General features: G+C 70.8%; 18 protein-coding genes and 1 tRNA gene. 8 read left to right on the top strand and 11 right to left on the bottom strand.

The genetic code is table 11. The features are described 5' to 3' along the window. The first annotated feature begins 12 nt into the window (after positions 1-12). The 6 genes from AB0C26_RS09710 (at position 13) to AB0C26_RS09685 (ending at position 5,895) form a co-directional block, all read left to right on the top strand. Complete coding sequence (locus AB0C26_RS09710) at positions 13-1,137, top strand: erythromycin esterase family protein (protein ID WP_360244473.1); 1,125 nt, start codon at positions 13-15, stop codon at positions 1,135-1,137. After that, positions 1,134-1,307 carry a hypothetical protein gene (locus AB0C26_RS09705; protein WP_360244470.1) on the top strand — a complete coding sequence of 58 codons (174 nt, stop codon included), beginning with the start codon at positions 1,134-1,136 and terminating at the stop codon, positions 1,305-1,307. Before AB0C26_RS09710 ends, AB0C26_RS09705 begins: the two co-directional genes overlap by 4 nt. Positions 1,308-1,349: 42 nt before the next feature. After that, positions 1,350-1,802 carry a MarR family transcriptional regulator gene (locus tag AB0C26_RS09700; RefSeq protein WP_360244467.1) on the top strand — a complete coding sequence of 151 codons (453 nt, stop codon included), beginning with the start codon at positions 1,350-1,352 and terminating at the stop codon, positions 1,800-1,802. 24 nt (positions 1,803-1,826) lie between these two features. After that, positions 1,827-4,031: a P-loop ATPase, Sll1717 family gene (locus tag AB0C26_RS09695; protein ID WP_360244464.1), complete on the top strand. Its 2,205-nt coding sequence runs from the start codon at positions 1,827-1,829 to the stop codon at positions 4,029-4,031. 23 nt (positions 4,032-4,054) lie between these two features. Beyond that, positions 4,055-4,867 (top strand): MOSC N-terminal beta barrel domain-containing protein, encoded by an 813-nt coding sequence (locus tag AB0C26_RS09690; RefSeq protein WP_360244461.1) that lies wholly within the window; start codon positions 4,055-4,057, stop codon positions 4,865-4,867. Positions 4,868-4,932: 65 nt separating this feature from the next. Continuing rightward, positions 4,933-5,895, top strand: coding sequence for an expansin EXLX1 family cellulose-binding protein (locus tag AB0C26_RS09685; protein WP_360244458.1), 963 nt, complete (start codon positions 4,933-4,935; stop codon positions 5,893-5,895). Between the two features lies 1 nt (position 5,896). Here AB0C26_RS09685 and AB0C26_RS09680 read toward each other — a convergent pair whose 3' ends face one another. The 4 genes from AB0C26_RS09680 to AB0C26_RS09665 form a co-directional block, all read right to left on the bottom strand. Continuing rightward, positions 5,897-6,412: a GNAT family N-acetyltransferase gene (locus AB0C26_RS09680; RefSeq protein WP_360244455.1), complete on the bottom strand. Its 516-nt coding sequence runs from the start codon at positions 6,410-6,412 to the stop codon at positions 5,897-5,899. 408 nt (positions 6,413-6,820) lie between these two features. Continuing rightward, positions 6,821-7,903: a hypothetical protein gene (locus tag AB0C26_RS09675; protein WP_360244452.1), complete on the bottom strand. Its 1,083-nt coding sequence runs from the start codon at positions 7,901-7,903 to the stop codon at positions 6,821-6,823. Further along, the gene (locus AB0C26_RS09670; RefSeq protein WP_360244449.1) at positions 7,900-8,268 is read right to left on the bottom strand and encodes a PadR family transcriptional regulator; all 369 of its coding nucleotides are present in this window, start codon (positions 8,266-8,268) and stop codon (positions 7,900-7,902) included. The genes AB0C26_RS09675 and AB0C26_RS09670 overlap by 4 nt, the downstream gene beginning before the upstream one ends. 41 nt (positions 8,269-8,309) lie before the next feature. Beyond that, positions 8,310-8,396, bottom strand: a tRNA-Leu gene (locus AB0C26_RS09665). A gap of 117 nt (positions 8,397-8,513) precedes the next feature. Between AB0C26_RS09665 and AB0C26_RS09660 the strand changes: the two genes are divergently transcribed. Next, a complete protein-coding gene (locus tag AB0C26_RS09660) occupies positions 8,514-9,425 on the top strand; it encodes a TetR family transcriptional regulator (RefSeq protein ID WP_360244446.1) in 912 nt (303 codons plus the stop codon). 190 nt (positions 9,426-9,615) lie between these two features. Here AB0C26_RS09660 and AB0C26_RS09655 read toward each other — a convergent pair whose 3' ends face one another. Next, entirely contained in the window at positions 9,616-10,524 is a 909-nt protein-coding gene (locus AB0C26_RS09655) for a cobalt transporter (protein ID WP_360244442.1), read from the bottom strand. Then, positions 10,521-11,189 (bottom strand): hypothetical protein, encoded by a 669-nt coding sequence (locus AB0C26_RS09650; protein ID WP_360244439.1) that lies wholly within the window; start codon positions 11,187-11,189, stop codon positions 10,521-10,523. The genes AB0C26_RS09655 and AB0C26_RS09650 overlap by 4 nt, the downstream gene beginning before the upstream one ends. A gap of 111 nt (positions 11,190-11,300) precedes the next feature. Here AB0C26_RS09650 and AB0C26_RS09645 point away from each other — a divergent pair, with 111 nt between their 5' ends. Further along, complete coding sequence (locus AB0C26_RS09645) at positions 11,301-12,149, top strand: GNAT family N-acetyltransferase (RefSeq protein ID WP_360244436.1); 849 nt, start codon at positions 11,301-11,303, stop codon at positions 12,147-12,149. 76 nt (positions 12,150-12,225) lie between these two features. On the opposite strand, the gene bcp is transcribed toward AB0C26_RS09645, so the two are convergent. From bcp to AB0C26_RS09620, 5 genes are all read right to left on the bottom strand, one after another. Then, positions 12,226-12,696 carry a thioredoxin-dependent thiol peroxidase gene (gene bcp / locus AB0C26_RS09640; protein ID WP_360244433.1) on the bottom strand — a complete coding sequence of 157 codons (471 nt, stop codon included), beginning with the start codon at positions 12,694-12,696 and terminating at the stop codon, positions 12,226-12,228. Next, a complete protein-coding gene (locus tag AB0C26_RS09635; RefSeq protein ID WP_360244430.1) occupies positions 12,693-13,682 on the bottom strand; it encodes a hypothetical protein in 990 nt (329 codons plus the stop codon). The genes bcp and AB0C26_RS09635 overlap by 4 nt, the downstream gene beginning before the upstream one ends. After that, positions 13,679-14,431, bottom strand: coding sequence for a DsbA family protein (locus tag AB0C26_RS09630; RefSeq protein WP_360244427.1), 753 nt, complete (start codon positions 14,429-14,431; stop codon positions 13,679-13,681). The genes AB0C26_RS09635 and AB0C26_RS09630 overlap by 4 nt, the downstream gene beginning before the upstream one ends. After that, positions 14,428-14,922, bottom strand: coding sequence for a MauE/DoxX family redox-associated membrane protein (locus tag AB0C26_RS09625; RefSeq protein ID WP_360244424.1), 495 nt, complete (start codon positions 14,920-14,922; stop codon positions 14,428-14,430). The genes AB0C26_RS09630 and AB0C26_RS09625 overlap by 4 nt, the downstream gene beginning before the upstream one ends. Before the next feature lie 76 nt (positions 14,923-14,998). Further along, positions 14,999-15,526: a sigma-70 family RNA polymerase sigma factor gene (locus tag AB0C26_RS09620; protein ID WP_360244421.1), complete on the bottom strand. Its 528-nt coding sequence runs from the start codon at positions 15,524-15,526 to the stop codon at positions 14,999-15,001. Positions 15,527-15,563: the final 37 nt, after the last annotated feature.

Genomic DNA, 15,563 nt, shown 5'->3' with positions numbered 1-15,563 from the left:
CTGTTGAGAGGCATGATTGCTGAGATTTTGGCGCTGTTGCCGGGGCGGCCGCGGCTGCTGGCTCTGGGTGAGCCGACCCACTTCGAGGACTCGCTGCTTCGCGTGCGCAACGACCTCTTCCGGGAACTCGTCGAGCGGGAGGGGTTCCAGGCGATCGCCATCGAGAGCGACTGCCTGATGGGGCTGATCGTCGACGACTATGTCGTGCACGGGATCGGCACGCTGGACGACGTCATGGCGCGGGGCTTCAGCCACGAGTTCGGCACGATGGCGGGGAATCGTGAGCTTGTGCGCTGGATGCACGCGTACAACCGCAATCGGCCGTTGACCGGGAGGGTGCGCTTCGCGGGCTTCGACGGGCCGCTGGAGATCACCGGTGGGGCGAGCCCGCGGGAGGCCCTGCTCGGGCTGCACGGCCTTCTCGCCGACAAGCCGTGCACCGTGGCGGAGCTCGACCGTCTGATCGGCGACGACGAGCGGTGGCCCGATCCGGACGCGATGATGGATCCTTCGCGGTCGGTGGGCCGGACGCCCGAGGCTCGGCAGTTGCGGTTGCTGGCCGATGAAATGGCCGCCCTGTTCGAGGCGGAGACGCCCGGGTCGGCTGAGGAGAGGGACCGGGGGCGGTTGTACGGGCGTACGGCAATCGGCCTTCTGCTTTATCACCATTGGATGGCCGATCCGTCGCCGGCGCGGTTGACCCGGGTGCTCGGCCAGCGGGCCACAATGATGGCGGCCAATCTGCTCGCCCTCGTCGAGCGGCACGGGCCGGTGATGGCTTTCGCGCAGAACAGTCATCTGCAGCGGGCCCGGAGCAGCATTCGCCTGGGCGGCCCGCTGCTGCATTGGTGGAGCGCCGGCTCGATCGCGGCCACCCGCCTGGGACCGGGTTATGCCTTCGTGGCCACCGCCCTCGGCACGATCCGCCGTCGTGGTGTGGAAACCCCGCCGGGCACAACCATCGAGGGCTTGCTGTACGACCGGACGCCCGGCCATTTCGTGGTCGATCCTCGAGAGCTGCCGGCCGACGCGGAGATGCGCGAGTCGCCCTGGTTCGGTTACGCCCCGCTCGACCCGGCCCATCTGCCGGAAATTGACGCGCTCGTCTACGTCAAGGACGCCACAATGGATCAGTGATCGGGGACGACGTCTTCGTCGAGCGGTTCCTCGCGGCGTCCGGCGGCGCGCTGCCGACCAGGCTGATCGCCTCTTGGGAGCAGGTCGTGGGCTGGTGCGAAGAGGGCTACTACGACGACGAAGATCCGAGAGCGGGTGGCGGCGCTCGACGCCCGGATGGCGGCGATTAATCATTCAGATTGAGAATCATATTTGGCCACTATGGTGGCGCCATGGCAAGTGACAGGCCGCGCACGCCGGTGGGGAGTGTGTCGTTCCGGCTCGGGGTGCTGGGGGTCGCTCAGGAGGCGCAGTTCGCGGCCCGGCTGGCCGAGCTCGGGCTCAAACCCAAGCACGTGGCCGTGCTCAGCGCGCTGCGCCTCAAGGGTGCCGAGTCGCAATGGGAGCTGTCCCAGGTCATGCGGGTCGCCCCGAGCCTCGTGGTGCTGCTGGTCGACCAGCTGGAGACGCGCGGGGCGGTGGCCCGCGTCCGTGACCCGGCCGATCGCCGCAAGCAGCAGGTGCACCTGACCGTCGAGGGCGCGCGCCTGCTCGAGGCGGCGACCGAGGTCGCGGCGCTTCTCGACGAGGAGCTGATCGCCTCGCTCAGCGCCACCGACCGGACCGCCCTGGCCCGCGTGCTCGACCGGCTCGCGGCCGGGGACGGTCTGCTCTCAAATTCATAGAAAGGCACCGCTACCGTGTGCAGGGTGACCGACACGCTGCCGATCCGCCGCCGTGAACTGACCGAGATCCTGGCCGATATCGAGAACGGCCGGTCGGCGGGCGTGCTGGTGCTCGGCATCGACGGATCGGGCAAGACGGTGCTGTTGCGCATGCTCGGCGACGACCTGCGGCAGCGCGGCCGGTCCGTCTTCCACGTCGACCTGTCGGGAGTGCGCCGGGCGTCCGAGGTGAGCAGCCGGGCGCTGGAGACCGTCGGGGCGCCGACGCTGCGATCGTCGTCGGGGGCGCCGCCCGTGTCGGAGACGATCGAGGTGTTACGGGCCGTCGAGCTGGAGCTGGAACGGCCCGTCCTGGTCTTCGACAGCCTCGACGCGGCGGTCGACCCGGCCGGTACGGCGTCGGCCCTCACCGAGCTCAGCGGCGCGCTGCCACGCTGGCAGTTCGTAATCGGCTCGCGGCCGCCGGTGACCGGGGGCCTGGAGCAGTTCGCCGCGTACACGCTGGCCCCGCTCAGCCGCGACGAGGCGGCGCTGCTGTTCCGCCGGCTGATCCAGGGCGTGGACGGGGTGGAGGCCGCGGGCGAGGCGTCGATCCGCGACTACATCGAGCGGATCATCGAGCGGGTCGTCGACGGCACCTCCGACCCCGCCAAGACCCGGTCCCTGCTCGACCGGCTCGCCCTGACCGGCGGCAGCGAACGCCTCGACGTGCTGGCCGCCCGGTCGGGTGTCCTCGAGGACGACGCGGTCCGGCTCTTCCTCAACGGGCCGGCCGGCTCGGCCGCCGGCCCGACAGTGGTCCTGCCCGACCTGGTCCGCGACGTCTATCTGGCCTGGCGGCTGGCCGGCCACCCGTTCGAGCTGGCCGACCTGCGGTTCGGCGCCGAGGACGCCGAGCGTGACGACCTGCTGGAGGAGAGCTTCGTCCTCTGGCAGAACGTCGGGTCGATCCTCAGTCAGCGCCGCTCGATCGTCGTGGGCGACCGCGGCGCCGGCAAGAGCGCGATCTTCCACAAGCTTTCCGCCGGTCAGGAGGGCGTCGAGGTCTTCCCGGTGGCCAACCCCAGCGACCTCCTGCAGCGGATCGCCGGGCCGGCCACCCACGACGCCGACACGCTGCGGGCGGCCTGGCTGGTGGTGGTGGCCGCGGTGGTAGCGGCGGCCCTGCCCGAGGACGCGCCCCGCAAGCTGCTTCAGGAAGGCGCGGAATTGCGTACGGCCGTGGGCCTGCCCAGCCGGGCGATCGGCCGCACCAAGCGGGCCCTGCGGGCCATGGCCCGCCCGTTCGGCGGCACCACCCTGCGCTTCGCCGTCGGCCCGGTCAACCTGGAGGCCGAGCTGCCGGCGGGCAGCGCGCCCAGCACCAGCACGGTCGACGTCGAGGCCTTCCTGAACGTCACCGACAAGATCCTGCGGGCCGAGAAGCGCCGGGCGGTGGTGCTCTTCGACCGGATCGACGAGCTTTTCAAGTACGACCGGGCGCGCCAGGAAGCCGTCGTGCAGGGGCTGCTTCAGGTGGAGGGGCGGATCAGCCTGCTCGACGGGCTCGACCTGGTCGTCTTCCTCCGCACCGACCTCTTCGAGCTCTACGACATCCAGGAGAAGAACAAACTGGTCTCGCGCCGGCTGGTGCTGGACTGGACCGAGGACGACTGGCTTCAGGTGCTGGTACGCCGGGTGCTGGCCAACGAGCCGCTGGGCTGGGTGGCCGAGCGGCTGCGGCTGCCGGCCGGCGGGTTCGAGACCCGTCCGGCGCTGAGCGTGCTCTTCCCGGCCACGGTCGAGGGCCGTCCGATCGACCGGTGGCTTTCTGATTCCGTACGCAATGGGAATGGTGACGTTTCGCCGCGCCTGGCGGTTCTGCTCCTTCACCTGGCGCGCGAATACTCGGCCCGGCCCCGCGACACCGTGAGCACTCTGCCGCTGTTCTCGGCGGCGGCGGTCGCCCGGGCCATGACCGAGGTGTCGGAGCTCAGCTTCTCCGAGGTGGTGAACGACTTCAAGGTGGCGTCGTCGTTCGTGCTGAACTGCCGGGCCGGCAAACGCACACTGTTCAGCCTGGGCGAGGTCGAAGGGCTCTTCGAGCCCGCGGAAGGGCCGGTCAGCGAGCAGGTACGCCTTTTGGAACGGCTCGGCTTCCTCGAGCGGGTGGTCCGCGACAACGGCGACGGCGCCCGTTCGATGTTCCGCATCCCGGAGCTTTACACCCGCTGCTGGGGGGCCTCTTAGGCGCGCGTGAAAGGCTGGCCGGCATGCGCATCACGGCCCTTTATTCGTACCCCGTCAAGGGTTGTCACCGGATCGAGCACGACGTGGCGGAGGTGGAGCCGTGGGGTCTGGCCGGCGACCGCCGCTGGCTGATGGTCGATCCGGACGGCGTCGGCATCACCCAGCGCGACACCCCTCGCCTCACCCAGCTGCGCGTTCGTCACCGCCCGGGCGGTCTGGTGCTGAGCGCGCCCGGCCGGCCCGACCTCGACATCGACGAGCCGAAAGACGGGCCGATCGAGGGTGTACGGGTGTTCCGGCGCAAGCAAGCGGTGCCCGGCCGCGTCGCCGAGAAGGAGTGGAGCAGCCGCTTTCTCGGACGCGACGCCCGGCTGGTGTGGCAGCAGGACACGCGGGGGCGGGCGCTGGAGTCGCACGCCCAGCCGGACGACCGGGTCAGCTTCGCCGACGGCTTCCCGATGCTGCTGGCGAACGAGGGGTCGCTGGCCGCGCTCAACGACTGGCTCTCGTCCGCTGCTCACGAGCCGGTTCCGATGACGCGGTTCCGGCCCAACCTGGTCGTCGGGGGCGCGCCGGCCTGGGCCGAGGATTCCTGGCTGGGTCAGCGGCTGCGGGTCGGCGACGCGACGTTCCGGGCGGCCAAGGCGTGCGCGCGCTGCCTGGTGACGACCATCGATCAGGAGACGGGGGAGAAGGGCCGGGAGCCGCTGCGGATGCTCGCCGAGCATCGCCGCTTCGACGACGGATTACTCTTTGCTATCAACCTCATTCCCGACATGTCCGGTGTGTCGATTAAGGTGGGCGATCCGGTCGACGTACTCGGACCTAACGGGTGAGGCGAGTCTTAGGAGTGTCTTAGGAAAGTTGCCGCCGCCCCGGCGAGCGTGCAGGGTCGGACGGCGTGACCGGAAGATTTCGCCTGCTGACGCCCCGCTGGCTCGCCGCCGGAGGCGCCGCCGTCCTCGCCGCCGTCCTGGGCCTGACCCTTGTTTTCCAGAACAGCGGCGCCGCCTGCGCGGCCCCGCCGTCCACGACCGCGAGCAAGGGCAAGGCGACCTACTTCTCCCTGGACGGGACGCTGGGTAACTGCTCGTTCCCGTCGGCGCCGGCCGACGACCTCTTCGTGGCGCTGGGACAGCACAACCAGTACTCGGAGGGCGCGGCCTGCGGCACGTACATCGACGTCACCGGCCCCAAGGGCTCGACCCGGGTCAAGGTGATCGACTCGTGCCCGGAGTGCCCGGCCGGCCACCTCGACCTGAGCCTCACGGCGTTCAAGAAGATCGGCGTCCAGTCGGACGGCATCATCCCGATCACGTACAAGACGGTGCCGAACGCGACCGTGCCGGGCTCGCTGTCCGTACGGGTGAAGGAAGGCTCGTCGCAGTACTGGCTGAGCGTGCTCATCGACAACCACTCGAACCAGCTGGCCTCGGTCAAAATCGCCGGCTCGGGCGGCACGTTCAAGGCGGCGACCCACGAGGACTTCAACTACTGGACGCTGCCGAGCGGCGCCGGCAAAGGCCCCTTCAAGGTCAAGGTCACCGACATCTACGGCAACTCGGTGACGCTCCCCGACATCAAGCTGGCCGAGGGCCAGACCCAGAGGACCGGCCTCAAGCTGGCCGGCGGCGTCGCCAAGAAGGTCACCGCCTCAAGCCCGGCCGCCAAGAAGAAGAAGGCCCCGGCCGCTACGAAGGTCAAGCCGTCGTCCGCCGCGCCGAAGCCGCCCGCTCCTTCATCGGCGGCGCCGCTGCTCGAGTCGACGCCCGTCGCCACCACCGAAGCCACGACGGCCCCGCCGGCCCCGCCGGCGCCGGCCGCCGTCGACCTGGCCGCCGGCACGGCCTCGAAGTGCGGCTGACCTAGAGGTCGAGCCACATGTACGTCTCGTCGCGATCGTCCCCGGGCGCCAGCCGCAGAGCGCCCGGGATCCGGCCCACCTCGCGGTAGCCGAGCCCCCGATAGAACCGCTCGATGCCCAGGCCGCCGCGCACGGTGACCTGGAGGGCGTCCAGCCCCATCCGCCGCCCGAGCGCCTCGGCTTCCCGCATGAGCGCGGCCCCGTACCCCTTGCCCTGGCTCTTCGGCGCCACCATGACCCGCTTGAGCACCCGCCAGTGGCTCTTCAGTGCAAACCGGTTGTCGACGACGAAGAGCAGCGCCACCAGCTCATCCCCGTCCCTCCCGACGAGCAGTCGGTCGTAGCCGTCCGCCACCGCCTGAAACGCCGCCTCGGCCACCGGCCACACGGCGCCGGCCTCGACCGGCGCGACAAAGCCCACGGCCCCGCCGGCGTTGGTGACGTCCACCCAGAGGGCAACCGCCCGCTCTTTCAGATCCTCGGTAAGCGCCGGATCCACGACGAACTCAATTCCCATACCCACATCATCGGGGCTTCCCGGCCGTACGAACGTGTGCGCTCAGTCTCGCCCTTCACGTCTTCTTGCCGTCCGCCGTCCCCGTCCGCCGGCGCCCTCGCCCGGCCCTCCTGCCGCCGGCGTCCTCGCCCCGGCCCTCCTGCTGCCGGCGTCGTAGCGCGGGTTCTGCTGCCGCTGACCTCGTGCGGGTACTCGGGCGGCGTCGTGCCGTAGTTCCTCCTGGCGGCGTCCTCGTCCAGCTTCTCCGGTTGGCGTCGCGTCACGGGTACGCTGCCGGCGGCTTCGCGCGGGTCTTCCGGTGCGCCGCCGACGCTCTTGCGGCCTGCGCGACGAGGTACCACGCGGATGCGGGTTCTTCAGGCGCGGCCGGCCGCCGGTGAGGCGTGCCGCGTCCTCGGGGCGCGGCCGTTACGGCGTTTCGGCTGTGGGGTCCTCTGCCGGGTGGCGGGCGAGGACGGCGGCCAGGAGAGCGACGGCGAAGGCGACGATGCCCGCCAGGGTGCAGCCATACCCGTACGTCAAGCTCAGTGACCAGAATGGCCGGATCGGCGGACCGTTCGAGAGCATTTCGGAGATCAGCGCGGCCAGCCCGACCAGCGCCTGCGGAAGCAGCAGCACGAGCGCGACCACTGACGAGAGAAGCGTGACCGCCCGGGGCGCCGCCCGCGCGAACTCGGTGCGCCGGCTCGCCCAGCCGGCCACCAGCCAGCCGATCAGCGCCCCGGCCACCAGACCCAGCGCGCCGGCCGGCCCGACGAAGCCGGGCACGAGCCGGTCGAGCCGCGCGGTGACGTAGAACGACCCGGCCGGTGTGTCGACGACGTCGGTCATGGACTCCACCTTGATCGCCAGCCCGTCCCGGGTGGCGCTGAAGGTACGCCCGGTGTCATCGATCTCGCCGGTGGCGGTCCAGGTCGGTCCGGTGATCTCGGCGTCGCCCACCTGCCAGCCCTCCTTGACCAGGCGCTCCTGAGCTTCGACGGTCCACAACCGATAGTCGCCGGGTATGAACCATTTGTCCGGGTAGATGGTCACTCCGGAGAAGCCGAAGTCCTCGGTGTGCCCCCACAGAAGCACGTCGGCGGTGCCCCGCTCGGACACGTCGGTGAAGAGCCCGCCCCGATCCGGTTCGGCGTTCGCCCGCACCCCGGGGAAGACCGTCGCCGCGATGGCGTCCAGAGCGGCCCCGCTCGGATACTCAGGCGCTAACTCCCAGGCCACCCGCGCGGTGCCCGCCGCGCCGGCAAAGCCGCCGATCAGAGCGACCAGGACGGCGACCGCAACCACGCCTTTGCTGCCCGGCCGGCCGAGGCGGGCCCGCAGCCCGTGCCGCAGAAGATTGACCACCTCCCGCCCGCTGGGCCGCCGCCGATCCGCCGGCGCCCCCTCGAGAAGCGTGTCGAGCAGCTCCTCCCGGCGCCGCCCTTTCGGATAGGCGCGAAGAAGTACCCGGTAGCGAGCCCCGAGTTGCTGGGAGTGGTCGCGCCTCATGCGGTGGCCGGGCCGAGGTCGGGATTGATGGCGGCGTCGCCGCGACCGGGGCGGGCGGCCAGCTGGCGCCCCGCGGTGCGAACGTTCTGGGCCAGGCGTGCGACCTCGGCGTCCAGCGCGGCGACCCCGCCCGCGGTGAGGCGGTAGTAGCGGCGGTCGCGGCCGTCCACCTTCTCGTCGTGGTCGACCTCGATGAGGCCTTCGGCGTGCAGCCGGTCCAGAGCCGCGTACAGCGTGCCCGCCTGCAACTTGACCTGTCCTTCGGAGAGCGCGGCGGCCGACTGGATGATCCCGTAGCCGTGCCGGGCCTGCTGCGCGAGCGCGGTCAGGATCCAGAAGGTGGGTTCCCGCATAGCCTTCGCCATGCCGCGCAATATAAAGATGATCTGACTATAGGGTCAAGCGATGGTGCGGAAGGGGGGACTTGAACCCCCACGCCCTTTCGGGCACGGGCACCTAAAACCCGCGCGGCTGCCTATTACGCCACTCCCGCTCGGCCGGCCCGGGCTACCGGACCAGCGCGTTGAAGTGATTCTAGACGGTCCGGCCGGACTTCCGGGCCCCGGTGTTCCATTGACGGAGTGAGTACTCACTCCGTACCGTGGCGGTTATGACTACGCAGCCTTCGGCTCGGCGCCGAGCGCCGGGCATGACACCCGAACAGCGCCGCGAGGCGATCGTCAACGCCGCTCTGCCCTTGGTGGCCGAGCACGGGGCCGCCGTGACCACGGCCCAGATCGCCCGCGCCGCGGGCATCGGCGAGGCCACGATCTTCCGCGTCTTCGACGACAAGGAAGCCCTGCTCGAGGCCTGCATTCTGCGGGCGCTGGACCCCGCCAACGTCCTGTCCCAGCTCCACGCCATCCCCCTCGACCAGCCGTTGGCCGACCGCCTCATCGACGCCGTCGAAGCCCTGGACGCCCACGGCGGCCGCATCGGCGCGGTGATCGGCGCCCTGCGCGCCTCCGGCATGCCCAACCGCCGCCCCCGCCCCCGCAACACCGACCAACCGGCTTCAGACGCGCCCGACCGCCGTCCAATCGCGGCCGCCACCGATCCGGCCGCTTCGGGCACCCATGACCGCCGTCCGATCTCGGCCGCCACCGATCCGGCCGCTTCGAGCATCCATGACCGCCGTCCACTCTCGGCCGCCACCGACCTGGCCGCTTCGGGCACCCATGACCGCCGTCCACTCTCGGGCGACGCTGGCCGGGCGGGCGCGCATGCGCGTCCTCTAGCCTCGGGCGACGCCGACCGGTCCGCTCCGGACGCCCGCGACCGCCGTTCAAGCTCGGGCGACGGCGGGCTGCGTGCCCTTTCGGCCTCGCGTGAGGAGGCGCAGGCGGCTACCCGGCAGGCCGTACTGGAGCTTGTTGAACCTGACCGGGACAGCCTGCGCCTTTCCGCCGAGGCGGTGACCGACGCCTTTCTCGGTGTCATCACCGGGCGCGGCCGGGGGCCCGACCTTCCGGCGGCCGAGCTGGTCGATCTTTTCCTGTACGGGGCCCTCGCCCGCCCCTGAAGCAGAGGGGCGGCGGCGATGGTCACCGAGCCCGCGCGGAAGAGGCCTGGTGGACGGCGGACATGGTCACCGGGGCGGGGTCGAGGAGGGCAAGGCCGGGCCGTTCAGGCCACGGTGTCAAAGTGGACTGCGGCGATGGTCGCCGGGGCGGGGTCGAAGGGGCGAGGTCGAAGGGGCGGGTCGGGGCCGTTCAGGCCACGGTTGTCAGGTGGACGGCGGCGATGGTCACCAGGCCGGCTCCGAAGAGGGTGATGCCGGCGGCGGCCAGGATCGGGGTCACCCTGGTGGCCCTAGTCAGCAGGGCGAACGAGCGTGAGCTGCGGGTGATCAGGGAGCTGCCGGCTACCGCGAGCACGCCTACGCCGAAGAGGACCACGGCCATGCCGGCGCCGAAGGTCAGTACCAGGAGCAGGGCGAAGCCGGCGCGGCCCAGGAACAGGCCGGTGGCCAGCACCAGGAAAGCCGCGGGGGAGGGAGTCAGGCCGCCCGAAATGCCCAGCAGCAGCAGTCCGGGGCGCCGGGAATGATCATGGCTGTGGGAATGGTCTTGAGGAGTGTCCGCGGAGTGGCCGTGGTCAAGGCCATGAGGAGTGCCGGCGGAGTGGTCCTGCGAGAGGTCGTGGGAGTGGCCCTCGGAGGGGGAGAGGGAGGGGGAGTGGGAGTGGCCCTGAGAGGGGGAGGGGGAGTGGGAGTGGGAGTGGGAGTGGGAGTGGCCATGATGATGATGGTGGTGGCCGCGGAGATGGCGGCGCAGCATCCAGATGCCGGTGGCCACGATCAGGGCGCCGGCGGCTACCTGTAGCCAGGTGGTCAGCTGCTCCATGCGTACGAAATCGGAGAGTGACAAGAAGGTCCAGGCTATGCCGATGACCAGGACCGAGAACGTGTGCATGGCCGCCACGGAACCGCCGAGCCAGGCGGCGTCGCGGATGCGGCCCTTCGAGCCGGCCAGGTAGGCGGCGGCCAAGGTTTTGCCGTGGCCGGGGGCTACCGCGTGACCGGCGCCGGCCAGGAAGGCGATGAGGAACGCCAGCGGTGTCACGCCCGGCGTGTGGATGAGGTCCTGCATCCGGTCGGACAGGACGGAAGCGTCGATCATGCGGGCACCGCCCGGCGGCGGCGCTTCAGGAGGACGAGCGCGGTCGCGATGATGACCAGGACGGCGCCGAGGACCGCCGCCAGCTGGGTGAAGGCGCTGTTGTCCGGGTGAGCGCCCACCAGCGTCCACGAGTGGGTGTCGTTGCCGTCCTCGTAGGCGTACCGCTGGCCCTCGGGGCCGGTCGCCAGCGTGCGGTAGGCCGGGTTGAGGTCGGTCAGCATGCGCACCGCGACCGTCGCCGACGTCACCGGGGACGGGCAGGTGAACGACGCCGTGGCGCCCTTGAGCGCCAGCGCCTCGATCGGCTGCCGGACCTGGCCGGCGCACTCGCGCGTACCGTCGGTGACCGCGATCTGCCGCAGGAAGTAGTCGGCGAACTTCGACGACGCGCCCACGACGCCCGGGTCGGTGTAGCGGTAGTCGACGTTGCCGTCGGCCTTCCTCCGCTCCGGGGGCAGGAGTCCCAGCTCCACGCCGAGCAGGGTCAGATCGTCCGGGCCGCCGACCCGCCACTTCACGTGGACGACCGCGGGCTGCTGCTCGTCGAACGAGATGGACACCGTCTGCGGATCACCGAAGGGGTGGGCCGCGGCCGGGGACGGCGCGGCCACCGCGATCCCGGCCACGGCCAGGGTCACCAGGACGCGTGAGCTGTACAAAAACACGCCATGCAGTCTGGCCACCATTAGTGATCTTGAAGAGTCGCCGACATGAACAACTCCTGGTCAGTGGGTGTGAGGGAGCCGGGTCCGGCGATCTCGGGTAGACACTGGCGCATGCGACGACGCGACTTCGGCGGGCCGGACGATCTGATCAGAATGCAGCGGGCCGTGCAGCGGGGGTGGGCGCCGGGCGCTCAGTGGCACATCGGTGACCTGGCCTGGCAGTGGAACTCCGGGCTGAACTCATGGCGGGTCGCGCTCTGGGAGGACGGCGACGGCGAGGTTCGCGCCTGGGGACGGGTCGACGGCGACGGCCATCTCGACTTCCACGCCGAGGACGGGCTGGCCGATGAGGTTCTGGCCTGGGCCGACCCGCTCACTGTCACGGTCCGTGACGATGGTCCGGCGCCGCTCTTTCGGCACTGCGTCCGCGAGCTCGACGATCTCGAGACGCCGAAACTTCCCAGCGGCTATTCGGTACGGACGGTGCGCGGCGAGGAGGAAGCCGGCGCCCGGGCCGCCGTGCATCGCGCGGCCTGGCAGCCCGCGCGGATCGGTGAGCTCCTGGTTCCGGCGGTCGCGTTGAGCGGTGAGTCACGCGTCACCACTGAGCGATATCGGGACGTGATGGGCTCATGGCCGTACCGGACGGAACTGGATCTTGTAGTGGAAGGGCCGGGCGGCGATCTGGTGGCGTTCGCGCTCGGCTGGCTCGACGAGGTCAACCGGGTCGGTGAGCTGGAGCCGGTCGGCACCCACCCGGATCATGCCCGCCGTGGGCTGGGGGCCGCGGTCAGCCTGGCCTGCCTGCACGCGATGCGCGAGGCCGGCGCGACCCGGGCCGTCGTTCATCCGCGCGGCGACGACGCCTACCCCGTGCCGGGTCGCCTCTACCGGGGGCTGGGCTTTCGGCCGGTCGCCGGATACAGCACGGCGGCCGCCTCGCGAATCAAAGCCGCGTGACAGCCGCCGTGGGACAGGGGACCTCTGGCCGGTCGCCCTCAAGAATCGGCAGGAACCTGCAGGACTGAAGTATTTGTCAGTCGATTGCGAGATCGCGGCGGAGCTTGGCGACGTGGCCGGTGGCCTTGACGTTGTAGAGCGCGCGCTCGATCTTGCCGTCCTCGTCGATCACGAACGTGGAGCGGATCACGCCCATGACCTTCTTGCCGTAGTTCATCTTCTCGCCGAACGCGCCGTACGCGGTCAGAACGCTCTTGTCCTCGTCGCTGACCAGCGGGAAAGTGATGGCGTCGCGCTCGCGGAACTTGGCCAGCTTGGCCGGAGCGTCGGGCGAGATGCCGACGACCTCGTAACCGGCGGCCTGCAGCGAGCCCAGCGAGTCGCGGAAGTCGCACGCCTGGGTCGTGCAGCCCGGCGTCATGGCGGCCGGGTAGACGTACAGGATGACCTTGCGCCCGCGCAGGTCGGACAGGGTCAGCCGGTCGCCGTTGTCGGTGGGCAGCGAGAACTCGGGGGCGGCGTCGCCGGCGGAGAGTCGGTCAGTCATGCTGCGACGATAGTCCGGCCGGGTTGCGCGGCCGGCAGGGCGGCGCGCAGCCGCAGCACGCCGGTCAGGGCCAGCCCGGCGCCCACCCCGATGGCCAGGGCGACGGCCGCGCGGGTGACGACGGCGGGACCGGCCGCCGGCAGCACCGCCGCGTCGAACACGCCCACCGAATTGAAGCCGCCGAACAGCGCCACCACCGCCCCGGCCAGCGCCAGGAAGAAGGGCGGATGCCGGTAGGCGGCGGCCACCCCGATGAGCCCGGCCAGCACCAGGACGGGCGACGGGCTTCCGCCGTCGAGGGCGGTCGTCACGGCGTACAGCAGAGGGCTCAAACCCGCGACCAGCGCGAGCGGCCGCACCGAGCCGGACCAGCGGCGAGCCAGGGCCACCGTGACCAGGCCGGCGAGGCCGGCGCCGAGCCACCACAGCCAGGCGCGTGGCGGCGGCTCCCAGTCGAGGGTGCCGCGCAGCTCGAACGGGCGGACCTGCTCGCGCAGCGGCACCACCCAGTCGCGCAGGCGATGGGCGCGCGAGGGATCGGCCCGCGCCTGCGGCGGCAGACCGGGGCTGAGCCAGTGGGTGCGCTGATCGTGCCAGCGCACGGTGGTCGAGGAGGAGATCTTGCGCCAGGTGGGGGCCGAGGTCGGGTCGGCGTACGCGGGTACGGGCGTGTCGCCGGTGACGGTCTCGTTGAGGTACGCGGCCGGGGAGCTCGTGTTCTGGTACGTGCCGTCGGGCCGGACGTCGAGGTAGGGCTCGCCGGAATAGCCCAGCACCTCGACCGAGTGACCGGTCTCGTTGCTCAGCTCGAGCCGGGCGCCGGCCTCGACCGTACGGACCGTCAAGCCCTTCTCCGGCGTGCTGATCCCGGTGATCGCGGTCCGGTACGCCGTCGCGTCGGGCGTGTCGCCGGCGTGCGCGAACGCGGGCGTGGCCGGCGCCACGAACATCAGGACGCCGGCCATGATCATCGCTTGGCGGATCACCCCTCGGCGGCCTGCACAGCCTGCTCGAACACGGCCGTCGTGGGCAGCGTCTTGTTCGGCCCCTCGACCTGCTTGCCGTTCACCACGATCGTCGGCGTGCCGTTGTAGCCGCGCGAGGCGAACGTGTCGGTCACCTTGGTCATCCAGTTGTCGTACGTCTTGTCGTTCACCGCGGTCTCGAAGCTCGACCCGAGACCGACCGACTTGCCCAGCTCGATCAGCTTGGCGTCGGTGAGGCCGGAGCTGCCCTCCTCGGGCTGGTTGGCGTAGAGCACGTCGTGGTACTCGGTGAACTTGCCGTCCACGGCGGCGGCGGCCGCCGCCCCGCCGGACCGGGTCGAGTACTTGGTGCCGTTCGACGCGTCGTCGAGGATCGCCACCGGGTGGTAGCGAACGGTCACCCGCTTGTCGGTGACCATCTGCTTGATCGTGGGGCCGGTCTGCTGCTCGAACGAGTTGCAGATCGGGCACATGAAGTCCTCGTACAGGTCGACGGTGACCGGGCCCGTCCCGACCGCGAAGGCCGTGCCGTCGTCGACCGCCACGCTCGGCGTGGTCACCTGGGAGGCATCGGTCTTCTTGTTCTGGTTGGCCAGTACGCCCCAGCCGATGCCGCCGGCGATCACCAGCACCGCCACGACCGCCACGGTCGTCCAGATGGTGACCTTGCGGCGTCTCTCGGCCGCCTTCTGCGCCTCGACGATCTTGCGCGCCTGCGCGCTCTTCCGGTCTCTGTCGCCCTTGCTCATCTCTCCCCCAACAACAGGCCGTCGAGCGAAAACTTCGTCCGCGGTTTCCACAGCAGGATTCCGGCCAGGACGAGGAAGCCCACGTCACGCAGGATGTCCAGTCCGTATTCCGCGGTCCGCCCGCCGGTCAGCTCCCCGCCCTTGCTGAAGCAACCACAGTCGATCTGCAGCCCTCGCGCCCAGGCCGAGACGATGCCCCCGATGAAGATCACCAGCAGGACGGCCGCGATGGCCGCGCTCAGCCGGGTGGCGATGCCGATCAACAACAGCAGGCCCAGCGCGATCTCCAGGAACGGCTGCACGGCGCCGACCACCTTGGCGGTCTCCCACGACATCAGGTCGTACGCGTTCACGGCGCGCCCCGAGGCGGCCAGGTCGGTCACCTTGAGTCCACCGGAGATCAGGAAGACCGCCGCCAGGCCGAGCCGCGCGAGGGTGGAGATCCAGGGCCAGGCTGCCGTCAGCCGGGACGGCCGCTGCTTCAAGTCCATGGTCACCCCACTTAGTCGATGCCACTGTCCCGCCGGTTCCCCCCATTTTGCTGGGGTTCCGCTGGGAAAAAGCTGACTAGACGGCGCGAGCCTCGGCCACAGCGGTCACGAGCTCGTCCCGCGCCCGGGCCACCCGGGAGCGGATCGTGCCCACCGGAACATCCTCCACCTGCGCGGCTTCGGCGTAGGAGAGTCCAAGGACCTGTGTGAGCACGAACGCGGTGCGGCGCTCGTCACTGAGCCGGCCCAGAAGGTCGGCGGTGGTCAGCCGGTGGGCCGGATCGGGCGACGGCTGATCGGTCCACGCCTGCGCGGCCAGCCGCACGTCGAGCCGGCGCCGGCGCACGACCGCGCGCAGGTGGTCGGCGCAGGTGCGGCGGGCGATGCCGAGCAGCCAGGTGCGGACGCTGGAGCGGCCCTCGAACGCCTTGAGGGCCTTGAACGCCCGCAGGAACGTCTCCTGGGTGAGGTCGTCGGCGGCGCCCGGGTCGACCAGGGCCGCGCAGAACCGCCACACCTCGGCCTGGGTGGCCCGGACGAACGCCGCCTGGGCGGCGGGATCGCCGGCGCGGGCAAGCTCGGTCGTCTCCTCCAGGCCGTCCATGGCGGTCATCGTACGCGGAAAGGAGTCTTTCGATGTC

It is taken from the genome of Actinoplanes sp. NPDC048796 (assembly GCF_040650035.1).
In the GTDB taxonomy this organism is placed as follows: Bacteria; Actinomycetota; Actinomycetes; order Mycobacteriales; family Micromonosporaceae; genus Actinoplanes.
Note: the sequence above shows the minus strand (reverse complement) of the source record. Positions and strands in the feature narration are given on the sequence as shown.